The organism is Nocardia sp. NPDC127526 (assembly GCF_042672265.1).
Classification (GTDB): Bacteria; Actinomycetota; Actinomycetes; order Mycobacteriales; family Mycobacteriaceae; genus Nocardia.
The window spans coordinates 30,540-49,314 of the sequence record NZ_JBHXVO010000016.1; the positions used below are offsets into that span (position 1 = coordinate 30,540).

General features: G+C 67.8%; 21 protein-coding genes. 8 read left to right on the forward strand and 13 right to left on the reverse strand.

All coding sequences use genetic code 11. The features are described 5' to 3' along the window. Positions 1-9: 9 nt before the first annotated feature. The 7 genes from ACFVIV_RS23810 to ACFVIV_RS23840 all read right to left on the reverse strand — a co-directional run bounded on the left by ACFVIV_RS23810 (position 10) and on the right by ACFVIV_RS23840 (position 6,792). Complete coding sequence (locus ACFVIV_RS23810; RefSeq protein WP_379199764.1) at positions 10-858, reverse strand: GNAT family N-acetyltransferase; 849 nt, start codon at positions 856-858, stop codon at positions 10-12. Between the two features lie 314 nt (positions 859-1,172). Continuing rightward, a complete protein-coding gene (locus tag ACFVIV_RS23815; protein ID WP_379199765.1) occupies positions 1,173-2,207 on the reverse strand; it encodes an S-adenosylmethionine:tRNA ribosyltransferase-isomerase in 1,035 nt (344 codons plus the stop codon). Next, positions 2,204-2,890 (reverse strand): SDR family NAD(P)-dependent oxidoreductase, encoded by a 687-nt coding sequence (locus tag ACFVIV_RS23820; RefSeq protein WP_379199767.1) that lies wholly within the window; start codon positions 2,888-2,890, stop codon positions 2,204-2,206. Before ACFVIV_RS23820 ends, ACFVIV_RS23815 begins: the two co-directional genes overlap by 4 nt. Positions 2,891-2,968: 78 nt before the next feature. Beyond that, complete coding sequence (locus tag ACFVIV_RS23825; RefSeq protein WP_379199769.1) at positions 2,969-3,730, reverse strand: ABC transporter permease; 762 nt, start codon at positions 3,728-3,730, stop codon at positions 2,969-2,971. Continuing rightward, a complete protein-coding gene (locus ACFVIV_RS23830; protein ID WP_379199772.1) occupies positions 3,727-4,746 on the reverse strand; it encodes an ATP-binding cassette domain-containing protein in 1,020 nt (339 codons plus the stop codon). Before ACFVIV_RS23830 ends, ACFVIV_RS23825 begins: the two co-directional genes overlap by 4 nt. Before the next feature lie 58 nt (positions 4,747-4,804). Beyond that, positions 4,805-5,410 carry a PadR family transcriptional regulator gene (locus tag ACFVIV_RS23835; protein WP_379199774.1) on the reverse strand — a complete coding sequence of 202 codons (606 nt, stop codon included), beginning with the start codon at positions 5,408-5,410 and terminating at the stop codon, positions 4,805-4,807. An 89-nt stretch (positions 5,411-5,499) separates the two neighbouring features. After that, positions 5,500-6,792 carry an NAD(P)/FAD-dependent oxidoreductase gene (locus ACFVIV_RS23840; RefSeq protein WP_379199776.1) on the reverse strand — a complete coding sequence of 431 codons (1,293 nt, stop codon included), beginning with the start codon at positions 6,790-6,792 and terminating at the stop codon, positions 5,500-5,502. A gap of 112 nt (positions 6,793-6,904) precedes the next feature. Here ACFVIV_RS23840 and ACFVIV_RS23845 point away from each other — a divergent pair, with 112 nt between their 5' ends. Next, positions 6,905-7,765, forward strand: coding sequence for a LysR family transcriptional regulator (locus ACFVIV_RS23845; protein WP_379200015.1), 861 nt, complete (start codon positions 6,905-6,907; stop codon positions 7,763-7,765). A gap of 82 nt (positions 7,766-7,847) precedes the next feature. Beyond that, the gene (locus ACFVIV_RS23850) at positions 7,848-8,282 is read left to right on the forward strand and encodes a DUF1707 domain-containing protein (protein WP_379199778.1); all 435 of its coding nucleotides are present in this window, start codon (positions 7,848-7,850) and stop codon (positions 8,280-8,282) included. A gap of 27 nt (positions 8,283-8,309) precedes the next feature. Here ACFVIV_RS23850 and ACFVIV_RS23855 read toward each other — a convergent pair whose 3' ends face one another. From ACFVIV_RS23855 to ACFVIV_RS23870, 4 genes are all read right to left on the reverse strand, one after another. Next, on the reverse strand, positions 8,310-9,248 hold the full coding sequence (locus ACFVIV_RS23855) for an aminoglycoside phosphotransferase family protein (RefSeq protein ID WP_379199780.1): 939 nt from the start codon (positions 9,246-9,248) through the stop codon (positions 8,310-8,312). Between the two features lie 13 nt (positions 9,249-9,261). Beyond that, entirely contained in the window at positions 9,262-9,666 is a 405-nt protein-coding gene (locus tag ACFVIV_RS23860) for a hypothetical protein (RefSeq protein ID WP_379199782.1), read from the reverse strand. Between the two features lie 148 nt (positions 9,667-9,814). Next, positions 9,815-10,486: a molybdopterin-dependent oxidoreductase gene (locus ACFVIV_RS23865; protein ID WP_379199784.1), complete on the reverse strand. Its 672-nt coding sequence runs from the start codon at positions 10,484-10,486 to the stop codon at positions 9,815-9,817. Between the two features lie 116 nt (positions 10,487-10,602). Continuing rightward, positions 10,603-11,187 carry a TetR/AcrR family transcriptional regulator gene (locus tag ACFVIV_RS23870; RefSeq protein WP_379199786.1) on the reverse strand — a complete coding sequence of 195 codons (585 nt, stop codon included), beginning with the start codon at positions 11,185-11,187 and terminating at the stop codon, positions 10,603-10,605. Positions 11,188-11,273: 86 nt separating this feature from the next. Between ACFVIV_RS23870 and ACFVIV_RS23875 the strand changes: the two genes are divergently transcribed. Continuing rightward, positions 11,274-11,660: a nuclear transport factor 2 family protein gene (locus ACFVIV_RS23875; RefSeq protein WP_379199788.1), complete on the forward strand. Its 387-nt coding sequence runs from the start codon at positions 11,274-11,276 to the stop codon at positions 11,658-11,660. A gap of 181 nt (positions 11,661-11,841) precedes the next feature. Then, positions 11,842-12,081 carry a hypothetical protein gene (locus tag ACFVIV_RS23880; RefSeq protein ID WP_379199790.1) on the forward strand — a complete coding sequence of 80 codons (240 nt, stop codon included), beginning with the start codon at positions 11,842-11,844 and terminating at the stop codon, positions 12,079-12,081. Positions 12,082-12,159: 78 nt separating this feature from the next. Here ACFVIV_RS23880 and ACFVIV_RS23885 read toward each other — a convergent pair whose 3' ends face one another. Both ACFVIV_RS23885 and ACFVIV_RS23890 read right to left on the reverse strand, forming a co-directional pair. Then, complete coding sequence (locus ACFVIV_RS23885; protein ID WP_379199792.1) at positions 12,160-13,119, reverse strand: electron transfer flavoprotein subunit alpha/FixB family protein; 960 nt, start codon at positions 13,117-13,119, stop codon at positions 12,160-12,162. Between the two features lie 36 nt (positions 13,120-13,155). Further along, positions 13,156-13,941 (reverse strand): electron transfer flavoprotein subunit beta/FixA family protein, encoded by a 786-nt coding sequence (locus ACFVIV_RS23890; protein ID WP_379199794.1) that lies wholly within the window; start codon positions 13,939-13,941, stop codon positions 13,156-13,158. A 191-nt stretch (positions 13,942-14,132) separates the two neighbouring features. On the opposite strand from ACFVIV_RS23890, the gene ACFVIV_RS23895 reads away from it, so the two are divergent. The 4 genes from ACFVIV_RS23895 to ACFVIV_RS23910 all read left to right on the forward strand — a co-directional run bounded on the left by ACFVIV_RS23895 (position 14,133) and on the right by ACFVIV_RS23910 (position 18,727). Then, positions 14,133-14,915 (forward strand): class I SAM-dependent methyltransferase, encoded by a 783-nt coding sequence (locus tag ACFVIV_RS23895; RefSeq protein ID WP_379199796.1) that lies wholly within the window; start codon positions 14,133-14,135, stop codon positions 14,913-14,915. Continuing rightward, positions 14,912-16,465, forward strand: coding sequence for a 1,4-alpha-glucan branching protein domain-containing protein (locus ACFVIV_RS23900; RefSeq protein WP_379199798.1), 1,554 nt, complete (start codon positions 14,912-14,914; stop codon positions 16,463-16,465). The genes ACFVIV_RS23895 and ACFVIV_RS23900 overlap by 4 nt, the downstream gene beginning before the upstream one ends. Continuing rightward, the gene (locus ACFVIV_RS23905) at positions 16,465-17,727 is read left to right on the forward strand and encodes a glycosyltransferase family 4 protein (RefSeq protein WP_379199800.1); all 1,263 of its coding nucleotides are present in this window, start codon (positions 16,465-16,467) and stop codon (positions 17,725-17,727) included. Before ACFVIV_RS23900 ends, ACFVIV_RS23905 begins: the two co-directional genes overlap by 1 nt. A 103-nt stretch (positions 17,728-17,830) precedes the next feature. Further along, entirely contained in the window at positions 17,831-18,727 is an 897-nt protein-coding gene (locus ACFVIV_RS23910) for a hypothetical protein (protein WP_379199802.1), read from the forward strand. Positions 18,728-18,775: the final 48 nt, after the last annotated feature.

Below are 18,775 nucleotides of genomic sequence, written 5' to 3' on the forward strand. Positions count from 1 at the left end.
CATGATTCATCACCGGGCGTCGAGGCTGTTGGCCGCGCTCTGTAAGCGCTCCAGGTAACGGGTGTTGACGGTGGACAGGCCCAGCAGCGCCACGAAGTCGGCGACGGCGAACTCCGGATCGTGCGCGGGCTCACCGCAGATCTGGGCATTGAGCCGCAGGTAACCGCTGAGCAGCGGCGGCAGCTTGGGCCGGGCCGGGGCCTCCAGCTCGTCCAGGGTGCGGCCGTCGACGACGACCGGGTTGTACGGGCGGACGTGCCGATCGGCTTCCAGCGCATGCTTCTTCAGCACCAGATCGCGCACGCCGCGCACGTTCACGCCCGGCTGGTCCTCGGGGGTCATCCGCATGGGCACCGAGACGCAGCCCATGACCCACTCGTAGCCGGTGAGCTGGATGTAATGCAGGATCCCCGCCCACATCAAGGTGAGCACGGAGCCGTTGCGGTGGTCGGGCACCACGCAGGCACGGCCCATCTCCACGATGCGGTGCCCGGTGGGATCGAGTGCGGTCAGATCGAATTCGGTGGCGGTGTAGTAGCCGCCGGCGGCGGTCACCTTGTCCGGGGGGAGCATGCGGTAGCAGCCGACGAACTGCTCGGTGAGCTCGTCGCGGACCAGCAGGTGGTCGCAGTGCTCGTCGAAACGATCGGCGTCCAGGCCGGTACCGTTGTCGGGGATGGTGAAACCGGGTTCGGCGGCGAATACCTGGTAGCGCAACCGCTGCGCCGCCTCGCGATGTTCGGCATCGGAGGAGACGACCAGCGAGTACTGGGACCGGCCCGGGCTGCGGGGCGGTTCCGGGGCGACATATGACGCGGGTGCGAGCAGCTTGGAATTCGACACTGCCATGGTGGTCATACGGTTGATCAAGCCAGCCCCAGACTGCGCCGGAGCGACCGTCAGATGGCCTTCCGATGCCAGTCCGGTGAACGCGACGCAGACCGCACCGAGCGTTCATCGAAGCGCCGCTGAACGTTCTCTACCAGGACAAACGCTCGTTTCCCGGCGGGGTACGACCCGGCGCGCGGGCCGCGGGCGAGCCGTGGCAACACCCTCCGCGCCCGGTCACGCGGCCGCTGTCCGAACCCGCGCGGCCGTCGGCAAACGGCGATCAGACGAGATTACGGCACCGCTGTGCGGGCTTGCATGCCGGGCCCTCACCCGGCGCTCGATCATTGCCCGAACAGCAGTGCGGCATCACCGAATTCGTGCCACAAATAGCCGGTGTCGAGCGCGGCGCGGTAGGCCTCGCGAACCGCCTCCGCCCCCGCCACCGCTTCGAGCAACCGCAGATGCGAGGCCCCGGGCGCGTGCCAGCCGGTGATCAACCCGTCCACGGCGCGGGCCGGGCGACCGGCGTGCAGCACCAGATCGGTCCATCCGGAAGCCGGGGCGACCAGGCCATTCGCGTCGACGGCCGATTCCAGTGCCCGCGTCACGGTGGTGCCGACAGCCACGACTCGCCCACCCACCGCATGCGTGGCGTTCACCAGCCGGGCCGTCACCTCGGGCACGGTGAACCGCTCCGGACTCGGCGGCTCCCCCGATTCGGGTGAGGACACCCCGGTGTGCAGCGTGACGGGCGCCAGGCCGATGCCGTCGGCGACCAGCTCGGTCACCAGAGCCTCGGTGAAAGGCCGCCCGGCGCTGGGCATTTCGGCGCTGCCGGGTTCGCGTCCGAAGACCGTCCGATAGTAGGACGACGACCATCGCTCGGAGACATAGGAGTACGTGATCGGGCGTCCGTACCGGGCCAGCAGCTCCGGAACATCGGTATCGATATCGGCGGCCCACAACCGATCGCCGTCCGGCAGCCACGGACCGCGCAGCACAGCCCGGCGACCGCCCGGAAGCCGCACTCTCGCACCGGGTTCCGGCCTCGCACCCGCCCACGGCGTCCCGCGCCGATCACGCAGCTCGATCACCCATCCCCCGTCGTCGAGCCGAGTCGAGAAGTGCACCACCGCGTCCGCGCCGCCGAAGCCCGCGTCCACCGCCGCATCGAGCATGGCCGAGTTGTTCACCACCACAAGGTCTCCCGGCCGCAGGAACGACGGCAGCTCCCGGAATCGCGCGTGCGTCATCACGCCCCGATCGCTCACCAGCAGCCGCACCTCGTCGCGGGCCAAGCCGCGCGCCTCCGGCGGACTGGTCGCGTTCAGGGCGTCGGGCAGCGTGAAGTCGAGGCGGTCCAGCTCGACCGTCATGGCGCCACCGGCAGTTCCGACGCGATGTATCTGCCGCTCACGGGCCGCGTCTCGAGCAGGCGCAGCAGCGCGGGCACAACGGTTTCCGGTTCCGGGCGATCGGAGATGTCCTCACCCGGGAAGGCCGCCTGATGCATCTCGGTGCGCATATCCCCCGGATCGAAACTGTAGATCCGCAGGCCCGGATTCTCCGCGCCCAGCACCGCGGTGAGCTGGTCCAGGGCCGCCTTGGACGACCCGTACCCGCCCCAGCCCTCGTACGCCCCCACGGCCGCATCGGAACTGATGTTCACCACCACCCCGTCCGAGGCCCGCAGCGCCGGCAACGCCCGTTGCAGAATCTCCAGGGGCGCAACCACATTGACCCCGAACACGGTGGCCAGCTCGTCGACCGGATAGCGCTCCAGCTTCGGCAGCGGACTCGGTCCGAGCGCACTGGCATTGTTGATCACCAGATCCAGCCGCCCGGAATCGATCGCCCGCGCGATCTCGTCCCGATGCGCCGGATCGGCGATATCTCCCACCAGGGCCTGCGCGCCCGTCTCGGCCCGGACCTTCTCCAGCCGCTCGGCCCCACGCGCGGTAATGATCAGCTGCCAGCCCCGCTCGGCAAGGGCGAGCGCGACCGCCCGCCCGAACCCGGCGGAGGCCCCGGTGATCAGAGCTCTTCTGTTTTCCGACATACCGCCATCGTGAAACCTCAACCTCTGTTGAAGTCAAGGAATTCGCCCGGCGCGAACACGCCGGGCGATACACAGATCTCAGGCATTCTCCCGGGCGAAGCCGCGCGCCCCGATGACCATCAGCACCAGCGACACCACCAGGGTGACCGTCGTCCCGACATACACCTCCGACGCCCCGAAGTCCCCGCGGAACAGGGCGCGCGCCGCATCCACGGTGTGCGAGAACGGATTCGCCTTCGCGATGTTCTGCAGCCAAGTCGGGCCCACGCTCATCGGCAGCAAGATGCCGGACAACAGCATGACCGGCACGGCCACCGAATTCAGCACCGACGCCAGGGTCGATTCCGCCTTCGCCCACAACCCCAGCGCATACGAGGCCGCCGCCAACCCGGCCCCCATGACCGCGATCAGCAAGACCGACAACACCATTCCCAGCGCGTTCACCCGCAGCCCGAACGTCACCACCGCCAGCGCGACCAGCAGCAGCGCCTGCGCGACGAGCGTCACCATGTCCTTCAGCACCCGCCCCAGCAGCAGCGCACCGCGCGCGGCGGGCGTCACCCGCTGCCGCTCGACCACCCCGAACCGCAGTTCGGCCACAATGCCGAAACCGGCGAACAGCGAACCGAACAGCGCGATCTGAATGATCAGCGCGGGCGTGAGGATCTGCCACGGGTCCGCATTCGCGCCCAGCGCGGGCGCGATGCCCTTCACCAGTGGCCCGAACAGCACCAGATACAGAATCGGCTGCGCCACCCCGATGACCACCCACACCGGATTGCGCAGTTCGGTGCGCAGCTGCGCCCAGAAGATCAGCCCGGTATCGCGCAGGAATGTCATGACCGGTCCCCTTCCCGGAGTGAACGCCCGGTGAGCGTGAGGAACACATCGTCGAGGCTGGGCCGCTTGACGGTGAGCGCGCCCGGCCTGATGCCGCGATCCCCGAGCGCGTGCAGCAGCGGCACCACCGCATGCTCGCCCTGCTCGACCGTCAGGTGTACGAGAGACTTTCCGGCATGGCCGTTCTCGCGCCCCGCGGTGCGCATGCGATGACGCACGTCCAGCACCGCGGCCGCGATCTCCATGGCGAGATCGGCGGTGCCGTCGTCGATTTCGAGGCTGATCACATCACCGGAGATGCGCCGCTTGAGCTCCTCCGGAGTGCCCGCGGCGACGATCCCGCCGTGATCCATGACCAGGATCCGATCGCACAGCGCATCGGCTTCTTCGAGGTAGTGCGTGGTGAGCACGACGGTGGTGCCCTCGGCGCGCAGCCGCCGGATGTGCTCCCACAGATTGGCGCGGCTCTGCGGATCCAGTCCGGTGGTCGGCTCGTCCAGATAGAGCAGCGACGGCCGATGCACGAGCCCGAGCGCGATATCCACGCGCCGGCGCTGCCCACCGGAGAGCTGACCACACTTGCGCCGCCCCAGGCCCTCGAACTCCAGCGCCTCGGCCAGCTCCCGCGCACTGGCCACCGCCTCGGCCTTGGACAGCCCGAAAAGCCGTGCCTGCAGGATCAATTCATCGTCGACGAGCTCATAGTCGGAGGTCGCCCCGCCCTGCGGCACATAGCCGATTCGGGCGCGCATGGTGCGGGGCTCCGAGCGCAGATTCGCCCCGGCCACCATGGCCTCGCCCGCGGTGGGCGCCAGCAGGGTGGAGATCATCCGCAGCGTAGTGGTCTTGCCCGCCCCATTGGGCCCGAGCAGCCCGATGATCTCGCCGTCGTGCACCTCGAAATCGATACCGGTGACCGCTTGCACGGCACCGGCTTTGGTCTTGAAGGTCCGAGCCAATCCGCGAACCCGGATGACCGGGTCGGAGGCGTGGCCCGACGAGGGTGTCGTTTCCACGCCTCAACGGTAGAAATTTCAACCCTAATAATCAAGCTTGAATATTCTTGCGTGACCATTAAGGAGACAGCGACCCGCTCACCCCCTTCGACCACACATCCAACTGGCCGGATTCGATGCGGTCCAATGTTTTTCGCGACCAGTTCAGATCCGCCCGCACATGATCGGCGGCCAGCCGGATGGCGTCGGCGACCTGATACGGCTCCATCTCCGCGGGATCGCCGCTGCCTTCGAGAATGCGCTGCTCATCGCGCTCCAGGAACACCAGATCCGACTCGAACTTCAGAATCCGGCTGCGTAGCGCCGCCACCACGTCCGCGCGCGGCATGTAGGGAAACAGCGCCACCGCAGTGTGATACGGATGTTTGGGCTGTTCCGCGGAGAACACCGCCTCGCGCAGGAGCTCGGCCAGTTCCTTCTCCCCCTCCGAGGTCAGCCGATAGGTGGTGCGCTCCGGCCGCGCCCCCGCCTGCCCCACGCCCTCCACCGAGATGAGCCCGTCCCGCTCCAGCGTCTTCAGCGCGCCGTACACCGAACCGGGCTTCGCATTGGCCCAGTCGTCGGCCCGCCAGGACAGCAGCTCGCGGCGCACGTCGTAGCCGTGCACCGGCTGCAGCATCCGGACCACGGCGAGCACCAGCAATCGGGTTGTGGGAACAGCCATATTTCGCAGGCTACCGTGCGGCGGAAAGCGCCCGTGAACAGCGAAAGGGCCGCCCGGAAAATCCGGGCGGCCCTGCTGGCGGGCGGCGCTCAGGCGGCGCGCCGCTGCTCCAGAACCGGTGGCGCGGGCGCCTTCTCGACCTCGTTGAAGCCGGGGCGGCCGTGGCCGATGAAGGCGACCAGCCAGGAGAAGACCGCCATGAAGCGATTGCGGAAGCCGACCAGGTAGAACAGGTGTACCGCGAGCCAGGCGAACCAGGCGATGACGCCGGTGAACTTGATCTTGTCGTTCAGTTTGGTGACCGCGCTGAAGCGGCTGATCACCGCCATGCTGCCCTTGTCCCAGTACTTGAACGGGGTGGCGGCCGGCTTCTTGCCGCGAATGATGTCGGCGACGTGGCGGCCCTCCTGCATGGCGACCGGCGACTGGCCCGGGTAGCCGTTGAGCGAGGTCATATCGCCGATGGCGAAGATGTCCGCGTGTCCGCCGACGGTGCAGTCCGGATTGATGAGCAGTCGTCCGGCACGGTCGGTTTCGCAGCCGGTGACCTCGGCGAGCAGCTGCGCGAACCCGCCGGCCTGCACGCCCGCCGACCACACCACGGTTTCGGCGGCGATGCCGCGCTCCACGCCGTCCTTGCTCTTGACGGTCACCTTGCCGAGTTCGATATCGGTGACGAAGGTGTCCAGCAGCACCTCGACGCCGCTGCGGCTCAGCGACTTCTTCGCATACTCCGACAGCCCGCCGCCGAAGGGCGGCAGCACCGCGCCCGCGCCCTCGACCAGGGTGACCGAAACATCCTGGTGGTAGTGCCGTTTCGACAGCTCCTTGAGTTGGCCCGCCACCTCGACGCCGGTCGCGCCGGCGCCGACCACCACGAAGCTCAGCAACCGCTGCCGAGTCGCCGGATCGGCATGCCTGGCGGCCTCGAAGACGCGCTCGATCTGGGCGCGCAGGCGCTTGGCGTCGTCGATGGTCTTGAGCGAGAAGGTCTTCTGCGCGAAATCGTCACGGCCGAAGTAGGACTGGCTGGCGCCCGTGGCGGCGATGAGCTTGCCGTAGCGAATCTTGCTCAGACCCTGCGGGGTTTCGTAGGTGAGCACGGCGGCCTCGGCGTCGATGTGGATGACCTTGCCGAGGCGGGCTTCACCATTCTTGTGGTGGCGAATGATATTGGCGATGGGCGGAGCGATCTCGTCCGAAGCCAGCACACCCGTCGCTACCTGATACAGCAGCGGCTGGAAGAGATGTTCCGGCGTGCTCGAGATGAGCACGTACCGCACCCCCGACTTGTTCAACTGCTTCGCGGCGGCGAGACCACCGAAGCCCGATCCGACGATGACGACATCAGCGGTTTCGATTCCCGCGTCCACGTATTGCATGACAGCCTCCTTCTGTCATTACCAACCGTGATTCGAAGCGGGAATGTTCCAGGGGTCAGGCGCATAATCTAGATGACTCTTATCTAGGTTGATCATGAATTGGAGAAGTCCGTTGGAGCTGCGACAACTGGCCTACTTCGTGGCGGTCTGCGAGGAGCTCAGCTTCAGCCGCGCCGCCACCCGCTGCTTCATCTCACAGTCGGCGATCAGTCATCAGATCGCGCGGCTCGAGCGAGACCTCGGCGTGCCGCTGTTCGAGCGGTCGACCCGGTCGGTCGTGCCCACCGACGCGACCACTCGGCTACTTCCTCTTGCGAAGCAAATGCTGAGCCTGGAATCCGCCATTCGCGCAGCTGTGCGGGCCTCCGGGCCGCGAATTCGCCTGGCGGCCAATATGAGCTTCGCAACAAGATCACTGTCCGCCATCGCCGGTGCGCGCGAGGCGCACCCGGGCGCGGAGATCGAATTCGTCATCAAGCCGTTCCGGCAGCGCATTCAAGCGGTGGCGGACGGAGACTGTGATCTTGCTCTCATTCGCGGGAGCGTGGACCAGCCCGGGCTGAGCGTCGAGAAGCTCTGGGTCGAGGATCTCGTCATCGCGACCTCGACCTCGCACCCCTTGGCGGGCCGCGACGATGTCACCCTCACGGCGCTCGGCGCGTACCCGCTGCTGCTGCCGCCCGAGACCGATCAGGTGCTGCTGCACAATGTCGTCCGCTCCGCCTTCGCCGATCTGCCGACCGGGCCGGCCTTCGGTCCGCCCATTCCGCCGGACCACACCGCCACCATGGAGCTCATCAATCGGCCCGACGCGTGGACGATTCTGTATGCCGACAGTCAGACCGAAGGCATCGCGACACTACGGCTGACCGGACGGCATCCGCTGCGGGTGCCGGTCTCGGCGGTGCTGCGCAGCGATGTGCGCCGCTCCCCCATCCTCACGACCCTGCTGGCCGCCCTGCACTCCGCGTGAAACCGGAGCATTGCCCGAATTCGGTCCCGCCGGCCGCAAATTGGTGCGGCGCGCGGGCCGCGACACACCTACTCTGGCATTCGTGAGCCAGGAGCACATGCGGGCCTCCGACGCCGACCGCCAGCAGATCGTCAACCGGCTGCAGCTGGCCATGAACGAGGGCAGGCTCAGCCTGCACGAATTCGATGAACGACTGCAGCGGGTCTATGCGGCCAAGACATACGGCGAGCTGTCCCCGATACTGTCCGACCTACCGGCGCAACGGACCCAGCGGGCACAGCCCGTCGGGAAACCCAAGGGGCGGGTGCCGCAGTGGATCAAAATCATGTGGATCCCGTGGGTTTTCGTCAATGCCCTCATGGTGCTGATCTGGCTGGCCACCGGGCTCGGCTACTTCTGGCCGTTCTGGGTGGCGGTGCCGTGGGGTCTCGCACTGCTCATCCCCACCACCATCGGCATGGTCGTGGACGGGGACGACAAGCGGGTCGAGAAGGCGCGCGAGCAGCACGGGCACTGACCGGAGGGGACCAGGGGCACCGACCGGTCAGGCCAGCGCCGTCGCCACGGCCAGGTGCAGGCGGAGATCCTCCGGCTCTTCGTCTTCCAGCGCCCAGACGATCTCCTCCATGGCGCGCATGAAGGCCCAGCCGCGGGCGCGCTCGGCATTCACCTCCAGGGCGGCGGCGGTGCGCTCCACCACCGCGCGAGCGTGTTCCGGCGTCGGATCGCTCTGCACCTGAATCATGATGAGGAATCCGGCGTCGAAGGCGGCCTCGCCCAGATATGCCTTGGGATCGATGAGCAGCCACGGTTCCCGCTCCGCCGCAACGATATTGCCGAGATGGGTGTCGCGGTTGACCACCAGCAGGGGACCGTCGGGCACGGTGAGCTTGTCGCACCACTGCGCGGCCTGCCGGAACAGCGGGGCCGGAATCACCTGCGCGAGCTCGGGTTCCGGATCGATGAACAAGCCGGTCCACTCCGCCACCATGTCGGCGGCCGGGGGCAGGGCCGGATAGTCCTCGGGGATGTCGAGCGGCTCGCGCCGGAGACGCCGATACAGGCGGCAAGCCTGCTCGATCTTGTCGATGTTCTCCGGACGACCCTCCAAGCTGGGAAAACCCGGCTGCTCGAGCAGCGGTGTACCCGGGCGCGCCCATTCCAGCAACATCGCGCCGGTGGCGGAATCGAATTCGTACAGCTGGACCGCGCCGTCACCCCGGTAGGCGAACAGGCCCGCCGCCTCCCCGATGTTCTCCGGATCCACCACCGGAATCTTCAGCACCGCGAGCGAACCGTCCGCGCGCCGCACCGGGGCCACATACGAGTGCGTCCCGCCGCCGAAGGCCGCGCCGGTCACTTCCAGACCCCATGCCGCGCAACGCTCTTCGATCACCCGCGGCAGATCCGCGAGCCACTTCTCACCCCGCTCCTCGAAGATGTCCCTGATGTTCTCGGCGACGTCCACGGGCAGCAGTGTCATGCCCCCTAGCATGTCATCCGGCGCCCTCGGCGGGTGCGGCGGTCTCGTGCACCGTCCGCCACTGATAGGTCCGGCCGTCGGTGACCAGCACCGCGGTCACCGTGCGGCCGGTGCGGGTCTCGGCGAGCATGTTCTCGGCGACGAAGCGCACCACGATGAGATTGCCGCTGCGCGCCAGCTCCCGGATATCGCGCACCTCGATTTCCAGGCCCGGCTGCAGGTTCCGGGCCGACCACAAGCCCCGCAGCAGCGTCTCCCGATCCACCGCCTGCCCGGTCGTGACCACCGAGGTGAACTCCTCGTCCAAGGCGCCGGAAATCCGGTCGAACACCTTGGGCAGCGCATCGGAGCCCAGCCATTCGGCGAGGTCCCAGTGCAGGGCGGCAACCACCTCCGCCAGTTCGGGATTCATTGACATGGCGTCTCGATCTCCGCTTTCGGCCGGCCCCCGGCCATTTCCGGCCGCAGGTCACTCTATGCGCCCGGCCCGCCGCCGGGCGAGGAGAATCGAGTCAGCGCCGCCGAACGGCGGGCCGGGTGGAGGAACTCCGCCCGGCCGTTGACATTCAGCGCCGGCGTGCCTGGCTGCCCCGCGCACTCAGCGCGCGGATCGGGCCGATCAGCATCCGGTAGACGGGCCGCACCACAGGGCCGGGGAGATAGCGGTTGCGCTCCTCCTGCCAGACTCTCGCCCTGGCGTGTCCCGCGATGGGCGACCAGCGGTCGTCGGCCGGGGGTTCGCTGGTATGGAGTTCTATACGGCACAAGTGCTTCGTGTTCATGAACCCGTATTGGCTCGGGCTGACCAGCCGCACCGGAGCCCCGTGGTCACCGTCCAGCGGGCGGCCGTCGAGGTGGTCGGCGAGGAGAACGTCGGCGGCCGAGGCGTCTTCGAGCGCGACGATCGACCGGAAGCCGTCGAGACCTTCGAAGATGAGGTGGCTGATCGGTGCGCCCGGTGCGAGCAGCGGTTCGATCCGGACGCGGTAGAAGGTCTCGAATGCGACCCCCTCCCACCGCAGATCGGTCGCCGACCATCCTGCGACGCAATGAAAGTCGGCCTTGATCTCGCACCGGGGCAGCGCGGCGAGGTCGGTCAGGGGCAGGGCGAGGGGCTCGGTCACCGCGCCGGCGATCTCGATGACCGGGTCGTCGGGAACGGGTGGCGGTGGATGATGCAGATGCGTACCGAAGCGCGGGAATCCCTCGACCGCGCGCTGACCCGGGGGCAATGTCATGCCGATCCTCCATCCGTACGGCACGGCGGCGGCGAGATCACGCCGGCCCGTTCAGGATCCGCCGATGGTGGCCGGGCGTCTTGAACGAATGTTCCCCGCGCCGATCGCGAACGCCGTCACCGAACCCCGAGCATCCGCACCAGGCTGGTGCGCAAAGCCCGACCGGCCGCGGCCGCGGACATCCGGCCACTGTCCCGCTCCTCGCTCGCCGTGTGGGCGAGCCGGATGGTGACGGCGACCAACCAGTCGACCGGAAGACCGTCGTCGAACTCCCCCGTAGCCCGTCCCCGCTCGATCACCTGCGCGATGCGGTCGGCAATCGAGGTGTGCCGGTCCCTGTCATCCTGTGCGCTCACCGGCAAAGCGTTGATCCGTTGCAGCAGTGCCGGATACCGGCCCGCCTCCGCCGCGGCCGCATCGAGCACGCGCAGCAGCGCCTCGATCGCCGGACCGGAATCGGGCTCCGCGGCGTCCATGGCGGCGGCCGTCCGCTCGGTGAGCCGGTCGAGGACCGCCAGCAGCAGCCGTTCCCGCGACGGGAAATGCGCGTACACGGTCTGCCGGGTCACCCCGGCGGCCTCGGCAATGGTCTCCACGCTGGCCTCGGGCTGCGCATCCAGAATCCGCGCCGCCGCATCCAGAATCGCCACCCGACTGCGATCGGCATCCGCCCGCCGTTTCCGCACCGGCGCCCCACTCATTTCTTACACCTTGTCAGAGTTCCCACAAATCTATATCTTACAACTTGTCAGACATAAACGAGCTGCCATCCCTCCGAGGAGGTTTGATGCCCACCTTCACCGACGCCGACCCAGCCCGCTTCATCGCCGACTTCTACGCCGACTTCAACGACCAACTCCTCAACACCGACGACGACCCCGCAGCCATCGTCGACCGCTTCCACACCCCCGACATCGTCCAATTCGCCGACGGCCACCGCATCGACCGAGCCGGCCTCATCGCCCACACCCGCCCGATCCGCAAGAACCGCCCCTCGGCCCACGTCCGGGTCCACAACGCCATGTCCGACGGCGACCGCCTGTCAGCCCACTTCACCATGCACGTCAACCAGCGCGGGCAGGACCTGTCCATCGAAGTCTGCTTCTTCGGCCAGTTCACCCCCGACGGCCGGATGCGCAGCGCCCACAGCCTCACCCGCACGGCAAAGGACTGACCCCCGCGCCCGCCGCCCGTTCGACGCCGAGGCGGATGCTGGAAAGTAACGGGCGCGGTCCGTATGCGATGTGTTCCAGACAACACCTACTCAGGAGGTCGGAATGCTATCTGCAAAGCGGCTTGCGGCCGGCGCGGCGGTTGTCACCGCAGCTGCGGGCGCTATGTTTGCTGGTGGGGGTGTGGCCCAGGCCGATGTACCGGTCTGGCAGGCCAACTGTCACGTCTACAACATCTTCAATACCGGCGGCATGTCCACCTGTGAGCTGCCGGCCTGGCATCAGGTGAAGCTCACCTGCGTTGCGTGGCCAGTCCCGTTCACCTACTGGAAGTACGGCCCGATTCACTACGGGCAGAACCAGTCCTGGGCCAGCTGCGACTCGCTGGGCGCGCTGGTGCACGTCGAGGTCATCCAAGCGTAGGAACGGACCCGCGACGCGAAACAGCCCCCGGCCGTTTCCGGCCGGGGGCTGTTCGAATTGCGCTCAGCGCGAAGGGTTTCAGCCCTTGTGGGCCTTGACCGCCTCGGTCAGCTGCGGGGCGACATTGAACAGGTCGCCGACGATGCCGTAGTCGCTGATCTCGAAGATCGGGGCCTCTTCGTCCTTGTTGACGGCCACGATGGTCTTCGAGGTCTGCATGCCGGCGCGGTGCTGGATGGCGCCGGAGATGCCCAGGGCGATGTACAGCTGCGGGGAGACCGTCTTACCGGTCTGACCGACCTGGAACTGGCCCGGGTAGTAGCCGGAGTCGACGGCGGCGCGGGACGCGCCGACGGCGGCGCCGAGGGCGTCGGCCAGCGGCTCGACGACCTTGCCGAAGTTCTCGGCCGAACCCACGCCGCGGCCACCGGAGACCACGATCGCGGCCTCGGTGAGCTCCGGACGGTCGCCGCCGACGATCGGCTCGCGGGAGACGACCTTGACGACGCCCTCTTCCTGGGCGGGGATCTCGACGGCGACCTTCTCGCCGGCGCCGGCGGCCGGGGCGGCCTCGATGGCGCCCGGACGGACCGAGATGACCGGGACATCGCCGGTGGCCTTGGCATCGACGGTGAACGCGCCACCGAAGATGGAGTGCTGCACCGAGCCGTCGCCATTGAGGGCGATGGCGTCGACCAGCAGGCCGGAGCCGATGCGGGCGGCGAGGCGGCCCGACACCTCCTTGCCCTCGGCGGTGGCGGCGACCAGGATCGCGGCCGGGGCGGCGGTCTCGGACAGGCCGGCCAGGACGTCGACCTTCGGGGTCACCAGGAAGCCCTCGGCGTCATCCGACTCGGCGACGTAGATCTTCTCGGCGCCGGCGGCGGCCAGGGCGTCGCCCAGCTTGTCCGCGGTGCCCGGGGCGGCGACCACGACGGCGGCCGGGGTGCCCAGGGTGCGGGCGGCGGTGAGGAGTTCGGTGGTGACCTTCTTGGGCGCACCTTCGGCGTGCTCCACGAGCACGAGTACTTCTGCCATTGTCTTTCTCCTGAAGTTCGTTGGGCTCGAGGGGCTTTAGATGATCTTCTGACCGACCAGGTAGGTGGCGATCTGCTGACCGCCCTCGCCCTCGTCGACGATCTTCTCGCCCGCCGTGCGCGCCGGCTTCGGGGTCACACCGGTGACCTGGGTGCCCGCGTTGGCCACGCCAACGGTCTCGGGATCCACGCCCAGATCGGCCAGGGTGAAGGTCTGAACTTCCTTCTTCTTCGCGGCCATGATGCCCTTGAAGGAGGGGAAGCGCGGTTCGTTGATCTTCTCGGTGACCGAGACGATGGCCGGGAGGGAGGCCTCCAGCTTGAACACGCCTTCGTCGGTCTCGCGCTCGCCGGCGATGCGCTCGCCGTCGACGGTCAGCTTGCGCAGGTGGGTCAGCTGCGGCAGGCCGAGGTACTCGGCGATGATGGCCGGCACGGCGCCCGCGCGACCGTCGGTGGCCTCGTTGCCGGCGATGACCAGCTCGACGCCCTCGATCTGGCCCAGAGCGGCGGCCAGCACGTAGGCGGTCTGCACGGCGTCGGAGCCGTGGATGGCCTCATCCTTGACGTGGATGGCCTTGTCGGCGCCCATGGACAGCGCCTTGCGGATGGCCTCGGTGGCCCGCTCGGGACCCATGGCCAGCACGGTGACCTCGCCGCCCTGCGCCTCCTTGATCAGCAGCGCTTCCTCGACGGCGCGCTCGTTGATCTCATCGAGGATCGCGTCGGCGGCCTCGCGGTCGAGGGTGTAGTCACCGCTGGTCAGCTTGCGCTCGGACCAGGTGTCAGGAACCTGCTTGATCAGTACGACGATGTTCGGCATTGGTCTTCGTCGACCTCCTGTTCTGATGGCACGGGTGTGGCGGTCGCACGATCGGCTGGCCGTACGTCCACAAGTAGCTCGTCGGGGAGATTACCCTACGTTAAGTTACTCATGGGTAACTTAGGCTGTGATGTTCTGCATCACCAGATCCGGCTGCGGCTGTGATATGGGCAACCGCTAACGTCGGACGGATGAGCGAGGCCGTGATACCCACCGAAACCCCCACCGATCCGCTGCCTTTGACCGGTGAGCGGACGGTGCCCGGTATCGCCGAGGAGAACTACTGGTTCCGCCGCCACGAGATCGCCTACGTGCGACTGCTACAGCGGTGCGAGGGCAAGATCGTGCTGGAAGCCGGCAGCGGAGAAGGCTACGGCGCCAATATGATCGCCGATGTCGCCGAGCGCGTGATCGGGCTCGATTACGACGACAGCGCGGTGGCGCACGTGCGGGCGAAGTACCCGCGGGTGGAGATGGTGCAGGGCAATCTGGCCGAGCTGCCGCTCGACGACGAGTCCGTCGATGTGGTGGTGAATTTCCAAGTCATCGAACATCTTTGGGATCAGGCGCAGTTCATGCGCGAGGTGCTGCGGGTGCTGCGGCCGGGCGGGACGCTGCTGATCAGCACGCCCAACCGGATCACCTTCTCGCCGGGGCGCGATACGCCGCTCAATCCCTTCCACACCCGCGAGCTCAATGCCGCGGAGCTGACCGAGCTGTGCGTCGAGGCCGGTTTCCGGGTCGAGTTGATGGCGGGCGTGTTCCACGGCTCCGCGCTGCGCGCGCTGGACGAGAAGTGGGGCGGATCGATCATCGACGCGCAGATCGAGCGGGCCGTCGCGGGTGAGCCGTGGCCGGCCGAACTCGCCGCGGATGTGGCCGCGGTCGCGACCGATGACTTCGAGCTGCTCGCCGATTCCGAGGCCGATATCGACGCCAGCCTCGACCTGGTCGCCATTGCGGTGAAGCCGTGACCGAAAAGGGTTCCGTTCCGGGGCAGTTCACGCTGGTGCTGCATTCGCACCTGCCGTGGCTGGCGCATCACGGGCGCTGGCCGGTGGGTGAGGAATGGCTGTACCAGTCGTGGGCGGCGTCCTATCTGCCCGTCGCGAAGGTATTGAGAAACCTTGCGGCCGAGGGGCGTTCACATCTGCTGAGCCTGGGCATCACGCCGGTGCTGGCGGCGCAGCTGGATGATCCGCACAGTTTGTCCGGGATGCATCACTGGCTGGGCAACTGGCGGCTGCGCGCGGACGAGGCGTCCATGGCGGGCAATACCGCGCTGGGCAGTCATGAGCATCGGCTCGCCGACGAGGCCCTCGAGGATTTCGAGACACGCTGGCGGCACGGCGCGTCGCCGGTGTGGCGGCAGCTCATCGATGCCGAGGCCATCGAATTGCTGGGCGGGCCGCTCGCGCATCCGTTCCAGCCGCTGCTGGACGCGCGGTTGCGGGCATTCGAATTGAGCGAGGGCCTGGCCGACGCGCGGCAGCGGTGGGGGCATACGCCCACCGGAATCTGGGCTCCCGAATGCGGATTCACGCCGGGGATGGAGAAGGGGTACGCCGCCGCCGGGGTATCCCATTTCATGGTCGACGGCCCGGCGTTGCGCGGTGACACCACTCTCGGTCGGCCCGTGTGGGATTCGGATGTGGTGGCCTTCGGTCGCGATCTGCATGTCAGCTACCGCGTCTGGTCGCCGAAATCCGGTTACCCGGGTCAGGCCGCCTATCGTGATTTCCATCACTACGATCACGCCACCGGCCTCAAGCCGTCCCGGGTGACCGGCAAGACGGTCGCGGGCCCGGACAAGGCTCCCTACGATCCCGCGCTCGCCGCCGAGGCGGTGCGGCGCGATGTCGCCGACTTCGTGCAGACCGTGCGGGAACGGCTGATCGCCGAGTCCGAGCGCATCGGACGGCCCGCGCTCGTGGTGGCGGCCTTCGATACCGAATTGTTCGGGCACTGGTGGCACGAGGGGCCGCAGTGGCTGGAGCAGGTGCTGCGCGCGCTGCCCGAGGCGGGCATTACCGTCGGCACCCTCGCCGATGCGCGGGCCAATGGTTATGTCGGGGAATCGGTGCAGCTCAGCGACTCCTCGTGGGGTTCGGGCAAGGACTGGCGGGTGTGGGCCGGGGATCAGGTCGCCGATCTGGTCGAGCTCAATGCCGACATCGTGCGGCTGGCGCTGGACACCCTCGACAAGATGCGGGTCGAGACCGGTTCCGAGATGCCGGGTTCCGGACTGGGCGGGCTGCGCAATCCGGTGGCCGATCAGCTGCTGCGCGAGGCCATCCTGACCGTGTCCAGCGACTGGGCGTTCATGGTGTCCAAGGATTCCGCGGCCGGTTACGCCCGGGACCGGGCCCATCAGCACGCGCATGCGGTGCGTGAAATCGCCGCCGCCGTCGCCGCCGGTCAACTGGCCAAAGCGGGGCAGCTTGCCGCAGGATGGTACGCGGCCGACGGACTGTTCCCAGCGCTCGATGCGCGCCGTCTCGGCTCTGTGGCAGAAGGACCCTAATGAAGATCTTGATGGTGTCGTGGGAGTACCCACCCGTCGTAGTCGGCGGGCTGGGCCGCCACGTCCATCACCTGGCCACCGAGCTGGCGGCCGCCGGGCACGAGGTGGTCGTGCTGGCCCGCCGGCCCATGGGCACCGACGCGAGCACGCACCCGACGCACTCGTTCGTCGAGGACGGCGTGCTCGTGGTGGCGGTCGCCGAGGATCCGCCGTGCTTCGACTTCGGCGAGGACATGCTGGCGTGGACGCTGGCCATGGGTCACGCCATGGTGCGCGCGGGCATGGCGCTGCAGAAGGGCGGCATCGGCGAAGGCTGGATTCCGGATGTGGTGCACGCCCACGACTGGCTGGTCGCCCATCCGGCCATCGCCCTGGCCGAGTTCTACGACGTCCCTTTGGTTTCCACCATTCACGCCACCGAGGCTGGTCGGCACAGCGGCTGGGTCTCCGGCCGCGTCAACCGCCAGGTGCACTCGGTGGAATGGTGGCTGGCCCACGAATCCGACGCTCTCATCACGTGTTCGGAGTCGATGAAGGACGAAGTCGAGCGCCTCTACAGCCCCGAGCGCGTGCCGGTCACGGTCATTCGCAATGGAATCGACGTGGGCGCCTGGACCTTCCGCGAACGCGCCCCCCGCTCCTGCCCGCCGCGACTGCTGTACGTCGGCCGCCTCGAATACGAAAAGGGCATCCAGGACGCGATCGCCGCCCTGCCGCGCATCCGCAAGGCCCACCCCGGCACCACGCTGACCGTGGCGGGCATCGGCACCCAATTCGATTGGCTGCGTGAGCGCGCCCGCGCCCACCGCGTGGCCCGCGCCGTGAATTTCGTCGGCCGCCTGGACCACACGGACCTGCTCGGCTGGCTGCACGGCGCCGACGCCATCGTCCTTCCCAGCCGCTACGAGCCCTTCGGCATCGTCGCCCTGGAAGCCGCCGCCGCGGGCACCCCCCTGGTCACCTCCACCGCAGGCGGCCTCGGCGACCTGGTCACCGACGGCGTCACCGGCGCCTCCTTCGAGCCCGCCGACGTCAACGGCCTTGTCGACGCGGTGAACTCGGTCCTCGACGACGCGGCCGCCGCCCAAGACCGCGCCTGGGCCGCCCGCGAGCGCCTCACCGCCGACTTCGCCTGGGACGTGGTAGCCCAAGAAACCGCCCTCGTCTACCAGTCCGCCAAACGCAAGGTCCGCAACCCCCTGGGCCGCCCCGCCATCGTGGAACGCCCTCTCCCCGAACGAGACCCGAACCAGCCGTACTGACCGCCCGGCATCGAACCGCCGACCTGCCGCACGAATCGGGACAGCCCAGACCATTTCGCTGTGGATCGAACACATGCTCGATCCACAGCGATACCTTCGCCCCATGGTCAGCTCTCAACACGAGGCGATGCACCGGCTGTTTCAACGCCACCCAGAAGTCTTCGGCCGCGCTTTCACGGCGTTGAAACTTCCTTTCCCAGAACCCCGTTCAGTCGCTTTGCTGCCGAACGATCTTACCGAGATCGAGCCCTTGGAGCGGCGCGTCGACACCCTGCTACGCATCGACACCGCCGAAGGACCCTTCCTCCTTCTGGTCGAGGCCCAAGGACGAGACGACAAGAGAAAGTTCAGCGCCTGGGCGTACTACCTCGCACACGTCCACGCGAAATACGACTTGCACCCGGTCCTGCTGGTCATCTGTCAGGACACGGCCACTGCCGCCTGGGCAGCCGGACCGTTCCACATCGGCCCGCGTCAGTGGACCAGCCTCATCGTTCGCCCACTGGTCCTCGGGCCACACAACGTGCAGCCGATCACCGACTTGCGCACCGCAGTAGATGACGTCCCATTGGCCACACTGTCAGCAATCACCCATGCCAATGATCCCGGCATCAATGACATACTGAAAACGCTGGCCACCGCATTACAGACCATCGACGAAGACGACGCCCTGATCTTCGCTGAACTCACCGAGCTGGGTTTGGGCAAAAGCCGGGCCGGACAAATCTGGAGGCAGTTGATGACCGTGGACCTCTCCTTCTTCCGCTCCGAAACCCAACAACGTATTCGCGCCGAAGCCCGCTCCGAGGGCCGTGCCGAAGGTCGAGTCGAGGGACTCGCAGAGGCTGTACTGCGTATGCTCGATCGTCGCGGGATTGCTGTAGCGACCGACGTGCGTGACCGGATCACGTCCTGCACTGATGCGGAGCTCTTGCTGAGCTGGCTGGACAAGGCCGATTCGGCCGCCACCACTGACGATCTCTTCGTGGTCGAGAGCTGAAACCCCTTTCCCGCGGAGCCCACACGATTGGCCCTGGGACCGCCGGGG

Excerpts from the sequence above, each read along its gene's own strand:
- ACFVIV_RS23810 (WP_379199764.1), bottom strand. The coding sequence starts at position 858 with ATGACCACCATGGCAGTGTCGAATTCCAAGCTGCTCGCACCCGCGTCA.
- ACFVIV_RS23815 (WP_379199765.1), bottom strand. The coding sequence starts at position 2,207 with ATGACGGTCGAGCTGGACCGCCTCGACTTCACGCTGCCCGACGCCCTG.
- ACFVIV_RS23820 (WP_379199767.1), bottom strand. The coding sequence starts at position 2,890 with ATGTCGGAAAACAGAAGAGCTCTGATCACCGGGGCCTCCGCCGGGTTC.
- ACFVIV_RS23825 (WP_379199769.1), bottom strand. The coding sequence starts at position 3,730 with ATGACATTCCTGCGCGATACCGGGCTGATCTTCTGGGCGCAGCTGCGC.
- ACFVIV_RS23835 (WP_379199774.1), bottom strand. The coding sequence starts at position 5,410 with ATGGCTGTTCCCACAACCCGATTGCTGGTGCTCGCCGTGGTCCGGATG.
- ACFVIV_RS23840 (WP_379199776.1), bottom strand. The coding sequence starts at position 6,792 with ATGCAATACGTGGACGCGGGAATCGAAACCGCTGATGTCGTCATCGTC.
- ACFVIV_RS23855 (WP_379199780.1), bottom strand. The coding sequence starts at position 9,248 with ATGACACTGCTGCCCGTGGACGTCGCCGAGAACATCAGGGACATCTTC.
- ACFVIV_RS23860 (WP_379199782.1), bottom strand. The coding sequence starts at position 9,666 with ATGTCAATGAATCCCGAACTGGCGGAGGTGGTTGCCGCCCTGCACTGG.
- ACFVIV_RS23865 (WP_379199784.1), bottom strand. The coding sequence starts at position 10,486 with ATGACATTGCCCCCGGGTCAGCGCGCGGTCGAGGGATTCCCGCGCTTC.
- ACFVIV_RS23870 (WP_379199786.1), bottom strand. The coding sequence starts at position 11,187 with ATGAGTGGGGCGCCGGTGCGGAAACGGCGGGCGGATGCCGATCGCAGT.
- ACFVIV_RS23875 (WP_379199788.1), top strand. The coding sequence starts at position 11,274 with ATGCCCACCTTCACCGACGCCGACCCAGCCCGCTTCATCGCCGACTTC.
- ACFVIV_RS23885 (WP_379199792.1), bottom strand. The coding sequence starts at position 13,119 with ATGGCAGAAGTACTCGTGCTCGTGGAGCACGCCGAAGGTGCGCCCAAG.
- ACFVIV_RS23890 (WP_379199794.1), bottom strand. The coding sequence starts at position 13,941 with ATGCCGAACATCGTCGTACTGATCAAGCAGGTTCCTGACACCTGGTCC.
- ACFVIV_RS23895 (WP_379199796.1), top strand. The coding sequence starts at position 14,133 with ATGAGCGAGGCCGTGATACCCACCGAAACCCCCACCGATCCGCTGCCT.
- ACFVIV_RS23905 (WP_379199800.1), top strand. The coding sequence starts at position 16,465 with ATGAAGATCTTGATGGTGTCGTGGGAGTACCCACCCGTCGTAGTCGGC.
- ACFVIV_RS23910 (WP_379199802.1), top strand. The coding sequence starts at position 17,831 with ATGGTCAGCTCTCAACACGAGGCGATGCACCGGCTGTTTCAACGCCAC.